Source organism: Planococcus sp. BI3, from assembly GCF_056680115.1.
Genome location: NZ_CM155266.1, coordinates 2,228,216 through 2,240,887, shown reverse-complemented (window position 1 = coordinate 2,240,887; position 12,672 = coordinate 2,228,216). Strand labels below are relative to the sequence as shown.

Sequence of the window (12,672 nt, the reverse complement as noted above, 5' to 3'; positions counted from 1 at the left end):
GGTTTTGGAATGGTGATCCTTGGTTTGCCGATGGAGCAGCTTTATATGTATATCCTGCTCGCGGCAGGAGCGTTGACCGTCTTTTATGTCTTTTTCGGGGACATTGCGGACATGGGAGAGGCTCTGCCGATATTCAACCCGACGGTGATATTGGCTTTTATCACATTTGGCGCTGCCATCGGATTGTTATTGGAGACAGCAACAGATTTTAACGGATGGTCAGTGTTGGGGATTGCGGCACTGGGCTCAGCTGTATTGGATTTATTGCTGTATGTTTTTATTTTATTGCCACTGTCTTCTGCAGAATCATCAATTGCCTATTCGGAAGAGTCACTTCCTGGGCAAGTGGCCAAAGTCATCCTTCCAATTCCGGTCGACGGATACGGAGAAGTGGTCCTGGAAACATACGCGGGAATGATTTCAAAGCGTGCAGCAGGCTATGACAATGAAGCCATCGATCAAGACGAAAAAGTGTTGATTATCGAAGTAAATGACGGCACTTTATACGTGCAGGCTTATAAACCATTGGAATTTACAGAGAAAATCAAATTGACAAGGGGGATTTAATGTGGAAATGATGTGGATTGCATTGGGGATTGTTGCCTTTGTTTTATTGGCGATTATCGGCGTTTATATTACCAAATATAAGACTGTGGGACCGGATGAGGCACTGATTGTCACAGGGAGTTATTTGGGATCGAAGAATGTACATACGGACGATTCTGGAAATCGCATCAAGATTATACGCGGCGGCGGTACCTTCCTGCTGCCGATATTCCAACAGGCGGCTCCTTTGAGCTTGCTGTCCAGCAAATTGGAAGTGACGACGCCGGAAGTTTATACAGAACAAGGTGTGCCGGTCATGGCGGATGGGACAGCCATCATCAAAATTGGCGGCTCCATCTCAGAAATCGCAACAGCTGCTGAGCAATTTCTTGGAAAATCAAAGGAAGATCGGGAAAATGAAGCAAAAGAAGTGCTGGAAGGCCATTTGCGATCAATACTCGGTTCGATGACTGTGGAAGAAATCTACAAGAACCGCGATAAGTTTTCACAGGAAGTGCAGCGTGTCGCTTCACATGATCTGGCGAAGATGGGATTGATCATCGTATCGTTCACAATCAAGGATGTCCGTGATAAAAACGGTTATTTAGATTCATTGGGGAAAGCGCGTATTGCCCAAGTGAAACGCGATGCCGATATCTCCACTGCGGAGTCCGAAATGCAGACGCGCATCAAACGTGCGGAAGCCGGAAAAGACGCGCAGCGTGCAGAGATTGAGCGCGCCACGGAAATTGCGGAAGCGGAAAAAGAGAATCTGCTGAAAGTGGCTGAATACCGGCGCGAGCAGGATATTGCAAAAGCCCGTGCCGATCAGGCTTATGAGCTTGAAACGGCAAAAGCCAAACAAGAAGTCGTTGAGCAGGAGATGCAGATTCAAATCATCGAACGGCAGAAGCAGATTGAGCTGGAAGAGAAAGAGATTCAGCGCCGCGAACGCCAATACGATTCTGAAGTGAAGAAAAAGGCGGATGCGGATCGCTATTCAGTTGAACAAGCTGCAGAAGCGGAGAAATCAAAACAGATGGCGGAAGCAGATGCACAGAAATACCGGGTAGAAGCGATGGCGAAAGCCGACGCAGAGAAAATTCGATTGGATGGTCAGGCGCGTGCCGACTCCCAGCGTGCCCAAGGGGAATCTGAAGCGGATATCATCCGACTGCGCGGTTTAGCAGAAGCGGAAGCAAAACGCAAGATTGCCGAAGCATTTGAAATGTATGGCCAAGCAGCGATGCTCGATATGATCGTCAAGATGCTGCCGGAATATGCGAGGGAAATCGCCAGCCCGCTAGCCAATATCGATAAGATTACTGTCGTGGACACGGGCGGCGGTGAAGGTGGCGGTGCCAACAAGGTCACTTCCTACGCGACTAACTTGATGTCGACTTTGCAGGAGACACTGAAAGAATCTTCAGGGATTGATGTTCGGGAAATGCTGGAGAATCTTACAGGGAAATCAGAGTACGCACAAACCATCGAACAATTGCGATACGAACTGGCTGAGAAAGAACAGCCGGCAAAAGAACTGGAAGTCTAAAAAAGCTGAACTCCCCCCTTTGCTCAATGTTATTTTTGAGCAAAGGGGATTTTTTGGCTTTAAAATAGAAAACAACACCATTTCAGAAAAATTCGACTTAATTCGACTTAATATGTTTGCGCTGACAAATGAAAATGATAGAATAATGATACATGTTCCTGTGAAACTATAGGTATTTGACATAATTTCTTTCCTAAGGAGCCTTTTAATGGATATACAACTCACCCGCATCCCTTTTTTCCCCATCCTCATGCAATTTGGACCTGAAGAGTCGAAGGTCAGTTCAATCGAGTACAATTCAACACAGGTTATTCAAGATTGCGCTTTCTTTTGTGTACCGGGTGAAAATACTGATGGACATTTATATATCAGCGAAGCCATCGCAAATGGAGCAACAACAATTGTTGGATCCAATAAACAGTTACTGGCCGAATACGCGGAAAAATATCCACATCTTTCTTTTGCAGTGGTCTCAAATGTCCGGACGGCGCTTGCCTATATGTCGGATTTTTTTTACGGTTCGCCTCAACAAAACTTAATTAAAGTCGGCATTACGGGAACTAACGGGAAAACAACGACAGCTACGTATGTCTATAATCTGTTCAATCTTCTCGGCATTTCCTGTGGATTTATCGGGACAACAGGTATTTTAGGGGCAAATGGCAAAATTCCTTTCTACAAAAGCACCCCGACGACCCCAATCTCTTCTGACATCCATAAGATTTTCGCAAAGTTTGTAACGGAAAAGGATCGTGCGGTGGCTATGGAGGTTTCTTCTATTGCATTAGATCAAAAACGCGTGGAAGGCATTCTTTTTGATGTAGCTATACACACCAATATTTCAGAAGAGCATTTGGAATACCATAAGATATTCGAGCATTACCTTCAGTCCAAGCTATTGCTTTTCAAACAGGCCAAAGCTGCAGTAGTAAATATTGATGATGCAGGAATGGCTAAAGAGATTTTAGAGGTCATTGGCTACCCTCATCTGACATACAGCAGACAGTTGAATTCCGGTGCTGATTTGATTTGGACAGCTTGTGAATCTTCTGACACGGGATTAAAGTTTGACTTGTACTATTTGGGAGAAAAACGGCCTGTCCATGTGCCGCTTTATGGTGAATATAATGCGGCCAATCTAACAGCAGCAATCGGTGCGCTTCTTTTATCCGGCATTGGCTTGGAAGCTATTTTGGCTGTTCTGCCGAAAATGTCTCAAGTCGAAGGGCGCTTTCAAGTGATCCAGGGTCCAGAAAACCGGCGGATCATTCTGGATTATGCCCATACACCCGTGGCATTGGCAGCAGTCCTGCAAGAAGTGAAGAAATTATCTCATAATCGGCTCATTGCGCTCATCGCGGGCATCGGCATACGTGATTTTTCGAAAATGCCAAAGATGGCCAAAGCTGCTGAAGGAAAGGCGGATGTTCTTGTCGTAACCGTCGACCACCCAGGGGACAATGAACCTAGCGTGGTGATTGATGCAGTACTAGAGGGTTTTACTTTACCTTACAAGCAGGAGGTAGTGACAGCCAATTCGCGCCGTGAAGCAGTTCTTGCCGCATTGCAGAAAAGCGGGCCGGATGATCTTGTCCTGCTGTCCAGTGGTTCGATCAACGGTGCCCAAATTGTCAAAGGTGAGTATATTCCACATTCTGATGAAGCAATCATAGAAGAGTTTTTCAGCAGCAAAACCAGCGATTTTTAACCGCAAAGGTCGCTTTTTAGCGGCCGAATATGGTTATAATAGAAGAGAAGAATACGTAGACATCAGAATTGGAGTGAATGGAATGCAGTATCGTACAGAAAAAGATACCATTGGTGAAATTCAAGTTGAAGCGGATAAAATGTGGGGCGCTCAAACGCAGCGCAGCGTTCAGAACTTTGAAATCGGTACAGAACGTATGCCGCATGAAGTTGTAATGGCGTTTGCCCAATTAAAAAAAGCGACAGCCAAAGCAAACCATAAACTCGGGAAATTGTCTGAAGCGAAGATGAAAGCCGTTGAACTTGCAGCAAACGAAGTAATTGAAGGCAAATGGAACGATCATTTTCCATTAGTGGTTTGGCAGACGGGAAGCGGTACCCAATCCAATATGAACATGAACGAAGTTCTGGCACGCCGCGGCAATGAAATCCTGGCAGAGCAGAATTCTGACGAAAAACTTCATCCAAACGATGATGTGAATATGTCTCAAAGCTCTAATGATACTTATCCGACAGCTATGCACGTTGCAGGCGTTTTGGCAGTAACTGAAAATCTTGTGCCAGCTGTTCAAAAACTGAAGGCGACATTGGATGAAAAAGCACAACAATTCGACGAGGTCATCAAAATTGGACGTACGCATTTACAGGATGCCACGCCTTTGACGCTTGGACAGGAAATCAGCGGCTGGAGACACATGCTGGAGAAGAGCGAGCGCATGATTCGTGAAAGTGTTGAGCATATGCGTGAATTGGCAATCGGCGGTACGGCAGTTGGAACAGGCATCAATGCCGATCCGACGTTCGGTCCTTCAGTTGCTGAATTTATCGGTGAAGCAGTTGGAACCTCGTTCACTTCTGCAGAAAACAAATTCCATGCGTTGACAAGCCATGATGAAATGGTTTACACACATGGTGCGATTAAAGCATTGGCAGCAGACGCCATGAAAATCGCCAATGATGTCCGCTGGTTGGCAAGCGGTCCCCGCAGTGGAATCGGCGAGATCACAATTCCCGCAAACGAGCCTGGAAGCTCGATCATGCCAGGGAAAGTAAACCCGACGCAAAGTGAAGCATTGACGATGGTAGCGGCTCAAGTAATGGGCAACGATGCGACAATCGGATTCTCGGCAAGCCAAGGGAACTTTGAATTGAACGTCTTCAAGCCGGTTATCGCTTACAACTTCCTGCAGTCTGTCCGTCTATTGACAGATAGCCTGATCAGCTTTAATGATCATTGTGCAGTTGGCATTGAAGCGAACTTGGACGTTATTCAAAACCATGTCAGCAATTCATTGATGCTGGTTACAGCGTTAAATCCGCATATCGGTTACGAAAAAGCAGCGGCAATTGCTAAACAAGCGCATAAAGATGGCGTGACATTAAAAGAATCTGCCGTAAACAGCGGCCATTTGACGGCTGACCAGTTTGACGAATGGGTTAAACCGGAGAACATGGTCGGAAAATAACAAGATGAACAGCGGCCGAGATTTGGTTGGCTGCACAGAGGAAACTCTCCCTATCTAAAAAAACTCTCTTCCTTTCTATTAGGAAGAGAGTTTTTGCGTTCAGTTGTTGTTTTTATATTGCATATAAACCACTTGAGTGACCAGATAATCTTCCATGCCATGTTTGCCGTCTGCGCCGCCGAGTCCTGACTTGCGCATTCCGGCGTGATAGCCTTGGATTGCCTCAAAGTTCTCGCGGTTCACATAGGTTTCGCCAAACTTCATTTCATTGACGACCTGCATGGCTTCATTCAAGTCGTTTGTATAAACAGATGAGGAAAGGCCGAATTCTGTGTCGTTCGCTTTTTCGATGGCTTCTTCCAATGTGCTGTAAGTGGTGACCGGCAGCACAGGACCGAAAATTTCATCCCGGATGATCGCTGAATCGTGCACTACGTTTGTCAGAATGGTAGGTTTGTAGAAAAATCCGGATTGGCTGCTGTCGCGTTCACCGCCGATTGCGACAGTGGCGCCTTCGGTTACGGCTTGTGTGACCATGTCATGCACGGTGTCGAGCCGGTCCTGGCTGACAAGTGGACCCATATCCGCATCTTTGTTCTGGCGCGGGTCTCCCAGGATCTGCGATTCAAAAACAGCAGTGAGCTTTTTCGTGAACTCTTCCGCTACGCTGTCATGGACGTAGACCCGTTCAGCGTTTGTGCAGGCTTGTCCATTGTTTGCGAGCCGGGAAGTGGCGATGGCTTCAGCCGCCAGGTCAAGATCAGCATTTTGAGTGACGATGGCCGGGGCCTTGCCGCCCAATTCCAAATTGACTTTGGTGATATTTTTCGCGGCGGCTTCCATCACTTTCGTGCCTGCTGGAACGCTGCCGGTCATGGTGACCAGCTGCACTTTTTCATGAGAAGCGAGTGCATTGCCGATCTCTGAGCCAGTTCCAGTGATTACATTATAGACGCCTGCTGGGATTTCCTTCATTCCGTCGATGATTTTTGTGAACTCCATAGCGGTATTGGGTGTTTGCTGACTTGGCTTCAAGACAATCGTGCAGCCGGTGACAAGGGCAGTCGCCACTTTTCTGGCAAGAATGAAGACCGGGAAGTTCCAGGGAACAATGCCGGCTACGACGCCAATCGGTTTTTTGTAGATGAAGATATTTTCGTTTGGCCGATCGCTTGGCAGGATTTCACCTTCGATCCGCCGCGCCCATTCGGACATGTAATGGAAATAATCAATAGCAAGATCAACTTCGCCGCTTGCCAATTCATAGCTTTTTCCTTGTTCTTCCTGAAGCAGGTCGATAAATAAATCGCGTTTTTCAGCAATTTTGTCTCCAAGCTTCCGAACGATTTTGCCGCGTTCAATATTCGGTGTGAGTTCCCAGGCTTTTTGCGCTTTAAATGCGGACTCTACTGCACGGTCCACATCTTCTTTGGTTCCTTTGGGAATCTGCGATATGATTTCTTCTGTAGAAGGGTTGATGACATCAATCCATTCTGTTCCTGCGGAGTCGATATACTGGCCGTTCACGTATAATTGGTGCTGTTGCATTCATCTTCCTCCTTTGTGTTTAATTAAAGTTTTCCCTGTGCTTCACCGTGTTAAACAAGAGAACGGAGTATTAGATTTCTCCATTCTGCTGCAGAGGGTGATCAGCAGTTTCGGAACATCAAAATCGTCGACTGTAAAAGGGTTTTGAGCAGGCTGTGGCGAACTAGTTACAGCAACAGCGATTTAGAAAAGAAGAGGTGCATTATGCAAAAATCATTTGTTATGTCATGGAGCGGCGGAAAAGATTCGGCGCTTGCCTATTACCGGGCAGTACTGGAAGGGCATGTGCCGCTCGCGTTATTTACGATGTTTGAAGAAGATGGCACCAAATCACGCTCGCACGGCCTGCCGATTGAGGTTATGGAAGCACAGGCTGAGCGGATGGGTTTGCCTTTAGTTATTGGGAAAGCCAGCTGGTCGGGATATGAAAAGGAATTTATCGGGCAGTTGAAGAGCTTTAAGGCACAAGGGATTGACATGGGTGTATATGGTGATATTGATTTGCAGGACCATTTAGAGTGGGTGGAAAAAGTCAGTGCAGAAGCTGATATGGGTGTCAGTCATCCGCTGTGGCAGGAGCCGCGGAAAAAATTACTGGAGGAATTGATTGATGAAGGATTTCGGGCTGTCATCACCGTTGTCGATACGAAGCGGTTGGACGAAAGCTTTTTAGGGCGCGAGTTTACACGCGAATTAATCGCTGAACTGGAAGCTGCGGGTGTGGATGCCTGCGGAGAAGAAGGGGAATTTCATACAATGATTGTGGATGGCCCTATTTTTGTAGAGCCGGTCCCAGTCCAGTTTGGTGAAAAGGTGAGAGTCGGAAATTATGGGATATTGGAAGTGAAACTTCATTCAGAGGAGTGATTGTGGATGATCCAAATTACGGGGATGGAAGAAAAACATATTCGGCAGATGTCGGCACTGCTTGCGAAGCGGCATGAACGCGAGCGAAAAATCTTCAATTTTTTGCCCGCGAGGTTTGAAGAAATTGATGATACCGAAGCGGTCCTTCGGAAAATATTGGAACGCCCTTTCATCAACGGCATTGTTGCAGTCAGAGGCATTGATGTCATCGGTTATTTACTTTACGAGTTTAAGGAAGATGCCAAGCATGGCCGCTATATCTGGATGGATTATGAATCCATTGCAATCAGTGAACATGAAAATCCTCGATTATTGAGGCTATTATATGCAGATGCGGGCGCTGAGTGGGTCAAGCATGGTTATTTTCATCACATGCTGCTGGCTCCGCTTGGCAATGAAGCGGTTATTGATCAATGGTTGGACCAGTCTTTCAGCTTTGATCAAAAGTATGGCATTCTGTCGCTTGATGATTTTGAAGCGACAAATGGAACGCTTCCAAAGCTGGAATTTCGAAAAGGAAGCAGGGAAGATGCGCCGTTGCTGAAGAAAATGGGGATGTGGAACAGCATTCACCAGGCGGCAGCTCCATCGTGGCAACCAATTACGAGGGAAACATTGGAAGATGTTAAAGAAAGCTACGAAGCTTTAACCGAAAATCAAGATGCTTATTTGTGGATGGCGGAACAGGGTGATCAAATCGCTGGATTCCATGTTTATTTCCGTAAAGAAGATCCGATGAGCCTGGTGATGCCGGAGAGTTGTGCAGAGCTCCCGGCCGCATCGACAAACCCGGATCTCCGCGGGACAGGAGTGGGGCGCGCGCTGGCCAACTACTGCTTTAATGAAATGAAGAAACAGGGATATGAGTATATTTATGCAGATTGGCATACGCCCAACCAATTGGCCTCGTATTTCTGGCCAAGAATGGGCTTTCAGCCGGTTATGGTCCGTATGACGAGGCAAATCGATCCACGGATTGCATGGGCACACGGTGATTAAAGAGGAAATGTCAGTTCAAGAAAATTTATTTTATTGGCTGCAAATCAAAAAAATGTTCGATTAAGTGAGTAGTTACTTAATCGGACATTTTTTTAAATTGTATATAGACATCCTCATATTCTTTCTACCTAAAATTAACTGTTGACAATAGTTCGAAAGTTTAGAATAATTAAAACTTGGAAGTGCTAAAAAATACTAAAAATGGTAAGGGGGAGGTTGAAAGATAATTTTAACAAGGTTGTGTATATGTAAAATGAAGCCGCTTTCACATTTAAAAGGGGGGTTGAAATGATCTGGGTAATCGTTTTTGGTTTGATTACGGTGGGTTCTGTTATAGCGGGATTGAAAAAACGGAAACCACTTTTCTTCTTGGTGCCGTTTGGATCGCTTTTCGCCTTCATGCTGGTGAAGGTTATAATGGTTCCTTTACCGTTCATGGAAACAGTCCGTTTTATTTTTTACTTAAAAGGCTGAACGACAAAGTAGTTGGCTCATCATTAAACGAATGGGGTGAAACTCTTGAAGAAAATTGATAAAAAAGATGCAGATGCTTATTTCCGTATTCGTACAACCCTGGTAACCATTTACTTGCTTATCGGGTTCATCGCATCCTTCGGGGTAGTGTTTTTTGCAGAAGAACTTTCTGGTTTCAGCATAAATGGATTTCCTTTCCATTATTTCATGGGTGCGCAAGGGGCTGTATTGATCTTTATCCTCCTGTTATTCATCAATGCCATAGTCAATGACCGCATCGATAAGAAATTCGGTCTGGATCAAGGCAAGAAGAAATAATCGCCAGCTGCATATGTACTGCAGAAAAAGAAGGGGAAAAAGCAACCAGATAAAATTTCTTGTGACTTGAAAAGGGGGAAGGGCAGTGGATACACAATTTCTCGTATCGGTAGGACTTATATTGGTGACCTTCGGGTTATATATAGGAATCGCTTTTTATAATTTGGCTAGAAAGACATCGGACTTTTATGTAGCAGGACGCAATGTACCAGCGATCTTCAACGGAATGGCAATCGGCGCCGACTGGATGAGTGCCGCTTCCTTTATTGGGATGGCCGGGACAGTCATGCTCCTTGGCTATGATGGGCTTGCTTATATTATGGGATGGACAGGTGGCTATTTGCTGTTGACATTCCTGCTTGCACCACAGTTGAGAAAGTCAGGCCGCTACACAGTACCTGAATTTATCGGGGATCGCTACAGAAGCAGCACGGCTCGCTTGATTGCCGCTGTTGCTACAATTCTCATCAGTTTCACTTATTCCATTGGCCAACTTTCAGGGTCGGGCGTTGTAATCGGGCGCTTGCTGGAAGTGGATACCGCAATTGGGACGATGATTGGTGTGGCATTGATTGCATTTTACTCGGCATTGGGTGGGATGAAAGGGATCACGTGGACACAGGTTGCGCAATACCTTGTATTGATTATTGCCTACCTGGTACCTGTTATCTTCATGTCGCTGCAGCTTACGAGTAATCCAATACCGTGGCTGTCTTATGGCCAGATTATCAGTGAACTTCAAGTGCTGGATGTTCAATTGGGTATTTCAGAATACGTCGTGCCTTTCACAGAAGCGACACGTTGGCAGTTCTTGGCTCTAATGTTTACTTTGATGGCCGGAACAGCAGGACTTCCGCACGTCATTGTCCGTTTTTATACAGTTCCGACCATGAAAGCAGCACGTTGGAGCGGAGCATGGGCATTATTGTTCATCGGTTTGCTTTATCTTTCAGCTCCAGCTTATGCCGCATTTTCCCGCTTTATTCTGATGACACAGGTCGCAGGCTCGCCGATTGCAAATCTTCCGGCATGGACCACATCTTGGGTCAATACGGGACAGCTTTCTATAGCGGATGCAAATGGAGATGGAATACTGCAATGGACTGAGTTAGTTATCAGCCGTGATATTGTTGTTATGGCCACCCCTGAAATTGCAAATCTTGGTGTCTTTGTCGTCGGATTGATGGCAGCAGGCGCAATGGCCGCTGCCCTTTCAACGGCAGGCGGATTGATGATTGCGATTTCCGCATCTATTTCTCAGGATATCTACTACCGTTCGATCAATCCGAAGGCGACTGATAGACAACGTCTGCTAGTTGGACGCTGGTCAATCATCATTGCCACTGTCGCTGCCGGAATTGTTGCATTGGATCCTCCAGGTGCCATTACACAAATTGTCGCATGGGCATTTGCCTTGGCTTCTGGTACATTCTTCCCTGCATTGATTTTAGGGGTTTGGTGGAAACGCGCGAACGGTCCGGGCGTAATTGCCGGAATGTTGGTCGGATTGACCGTCACACTCATTTATATTTTCTCTGCACAATATGGTGGGTTCACATTGTTTGGCATCATCGATACAGGTGCAGGGGTGTTTGGCGCTGCATCGGCCATCATCACAATCATAGTCGTCTCTTTGGCTACTAAAGCACCTTCGAAAGAAACACAGGAAGAAGTTATGGATCTTCGCTACCCAGAGGAAATGGTCTATAGAGATGGAGAAGTTTGGTTGAAAGAAAGTCCATCAGAAACTGAAGTGAACAAATAATCGAATAGGGTTATCCGCCAATTCGGTGAAACTAACAGGAAGAAAGAATCGTTGATTCTTTCTTCCTGTTTTGATTGCGTTGAAATTCCTTTTTAGGCAAACAGCTCTTTTCCATTAAGAGACTATTTAGAAAAGACACTTTACTAATCCTTTAAATTCCAGTAAGGTAGAAGCAACAGGAAAACAATAGCGTTTCCTTCTTAATGATTCCAACCAGAAATTTCTTTCTTTATCCTAGAATACAATTGAATCATTTGGTCAGATGCTGCAGAGATTAGAGCTGCCAGCAAAGCCGAAAAGCTACTCTCCAAGAGGAGGGCTTTTCGGCTTTTTTGTTTGTGTAATTTGATCGAAATCTTGAAGACAGAAAGGATGATAGGGCTGTGTCGAAAAATTCATCTGCTTACCCAAAAGAAGTCCACTTCTATTTTTCAAGATCCAAAGGGTCTCATGAAGAAGCTGGAGAATGTTTTGTCACGCTGTTTGCGCGTTTGAGTGTAGAGATTGTTTCTGCTGGAGAAACGGAGGACAAAGGTGAACACAAAACGATCTGGGTGGATATAGAAGAAGTGAAGATCGATCACGCTGACTCCAAGATAAAAAAAATGGCGGATTCGATTAACCAGTATGAAATTTCCGAAGAATTGTTTTGGGAACTTTATAAAATTTCCCAAAGCTGCCCTGAAGAGCTTTACTACCTGACCCCTTTGTCCTACCTGCATGATTACAGCAACCATTGATAACCTTGCCTCAAACACCATGCAAAAAGCAGCGCAGTCCCAATGGACCGCGCTGCTTTCAATTTTCCGGAACTACTTTAAAATCGATTTGTGCATGGATTTCGTAAGGGGCAACAGAGCCGGCGATGAAGTCTGCGTACCCATCTATTTTATAGTAGCCGACCGGGAAATCCTGCTCCATGATGCGCTGGACAAATTCGATATAGGCATCATCTTCCTCTGCGCTGTATCCGCCGCTGCCGGAATAACTTTCCTGTAAGGGTTCTCCCTGGATTAAGCGGGTAGTCAGGAGCGGTTCGTTCATGGCGTATTCAACCGTATAATCCCTTGTTTCTTCATGAATTGGAAAATAGAACGGTGAAGCGGCATGGGAGATTTCGATGCTTTCCTGTTCGCCGATGTATTCCAGTTCAGCACGAATTTTTATTTTTTCGCCTTCTGTGTACTGCTCTTTTTCTGTGGCCAAACGATAGATGAAATCGCCTTTTGCCGACTCGGCCTGTGGAGCAGCCACGGTGAAATCAGTTACGTCATCTGCTGGTTGTTCGCTTGTTTCATCCATTCCACAAGCTATCAGCAATAAAGCAGGAACGAGTGTACAGCTGGCTGCAAATGTTTTCATTACTCTGCTGCCTCCTTTGTAAATAAGACGAAGCAACAAGAAGATCCGTTACAAAGACTAGGCGAAAT

General features: G+C 45.7%; 12 protein-coding genes. 10 read left to right on the top strand and 2 right to left on the bottom strand.

The genetic code is table 11. From position 1 onward, the window contains the following. The first annotated feature begins 9 nt into the window (after positions 1–9). The 4 genes from AC1MEO_RS11160 to fumC all read left to right on the top strand — a co-directional run bounded on the left by AC1MEO_RS11160 (position 10) and on the right by fumC (position 5,271). Positions 10–567, top strand: coding sequence for an NfeD family membrane protein (locus AC1MEO_RS11160; protein WP_480330397.1), 558 nt, complete (start codon positions 10–12; stop codon positions 565–567). A gap of 7 nt (positions 568–574) precedes the next feature. Continuing rightward, positions 575–2,098, top strand: a complete 1,524-nt coding sequence (locus tag AC1MEO_RS11155) for a flotillin family protein (protein WP_480336084.1) — start codon at positions 575–577, stop codon at positions 2,096–2,098. A 208-nt stretch (positions 2,099–2,306) separates the two neighbouring features. Then, positions 2,307–3,806, top strand: a complete 1,500-nt coding sequence (locus AC1MEO_RS11150) for a UDP-N-acetylmuramoyl-L-alanyl-D-glutamate--2,6-diaminopimelate ligase (RefSeq protein ID WP_480330395.1) — start codon at positions 2,307–2,309, stop codon at positions 3,804–3,806. A gap of 82 nt (positions 3,807–3,888) precedes the next feature. After that, complete coding sequence (gene fumC / locus AC1MEO_RS11145; RefSeq protein ID WP_480330393.1) at positions 3,889–5,271, top strand: class II fumarate hydratase; 1,383 nt, start codon at positions 3,889–3,891, stop codon at positions 5,269–5,271. A gap of 99 nt (positions 5,272–5,370) precedes the next feature. Here fumC and aldA read toward each other — a convergent pair whose 3' ends face one another. Further along, a complete protein-coding gene (gene aldA / locus AC1MEO_RS11140) occupies positions 5,371–6,819 on the bottom strand; it encodes an aldehyde dehydrogenase (protein WP_480330391.1) in 1,449 nt (482 codons plus the stop codon). A gap of 204 nt (positions 6,820–7,023) precedes the next feature. Between aldA and AC1MEO_RS11135 the strand changes: the two genes are divergently transcribed. The 6 genes from AC1MEO_RS11135 to AC1MEO_RS11110 all read left to right on the top strand — a co-directional run bounded on the left by AC1MEO_RS11135 (position 7,024) and on the right by AC1MEO_RS11110 (position 11,982). Further along, on the top strand, positions 7,024–7,686 hold the full coding sequence (locus AC1MEO_RS11135; protein ID WP_480330389.1) for a Dph6-related ATP pyrophosphatase: 663 nt from the start codon (positions 7,024–7,026) through the stop codon (positions 7,684–7,686). A 6-nt stretch (positions 7,687–7,692) separates the two neighbouring features. Further along, positions 7,693–8,685 (top strand): GNAT family N-acetyltransferase, encoded by a 993-nt coding sequence (locus AC1MEO_RS11130; protein ID WP_480330387.1) that lies wholly within the window; start codon positions 7,693–7,695, stop codon positions 8,683–8,685. A 288-nt stretch (positions 8,686–8,973) separates the two neighbouring features. After that, the gene (locus tag AC1MEO_RS11125) at positions 8,974–9,159 is read left to right on the top strand and encodes a hypothetical protein (RefSeq protein WP_480330385.1); all 186 of its coding nucleotides are present in this window, start codon (positions 8,974–8,976) and stop codon (positions 9,157–9,159) included. 45 nt (positions 9,160–9,204) lie between these two features. Then, positions 9,205–9,477, top strand: coding sequence for a DUF4212 domain-containing protein (locus tag AC1MEO_RS11120; protein WP_480330383.1), 273 nt, complete (start codon positions 9,205–9,207; stop codon positions 9,475–9,477). Between the two features lie 85 nt (positions 9,478–9,562). Further along, positions 9,563–11,242 carry a sodium:solute symporter family protein gene (locus AC1MEO_RS11115; RefSeq protein WP_480330381.1) on the top strand — a complete coding sequence of 560 codons (1,680 nt, stop codon included), beginning with the start codon at positions 9,563–9,565 and terminating at the stop codon, positions 11,240–11,242. A gap of 383 nt (positions 11,243–11,625) precedes the next feature. Continuing rightward, positions 11,626–11,982 carry a hypothetical protein gene (locus tag AC1MEO_RS11110; protein ID WP_480330379.1) on the top strand — a complete coding sequence of 119 codons (357 nt, stop codon included), beginning with the start codon at positions 11,626–11,628 and terminating at the stop codon, positions 11,980–11,982. A gap of 58 nt (positions 11,983–12,040) precedes the next feature. Here the strand turns inward: AC1MEO_RS11110 and AC1MEO_RS11105 are convergent, their stop codons facing one another. Next, a complete protein-coding gene (locus AC1MEO_RS11105) occupies positions 12,041–12,604 on the bottom strand; it encodes a hypothetical protein (RefSeq protein WP_480330377.1) in 564 nt (187 codons plus the stop codon). Between the last annotated feature and the right edge of the window lie 68 nt (positions 12,605–12,672).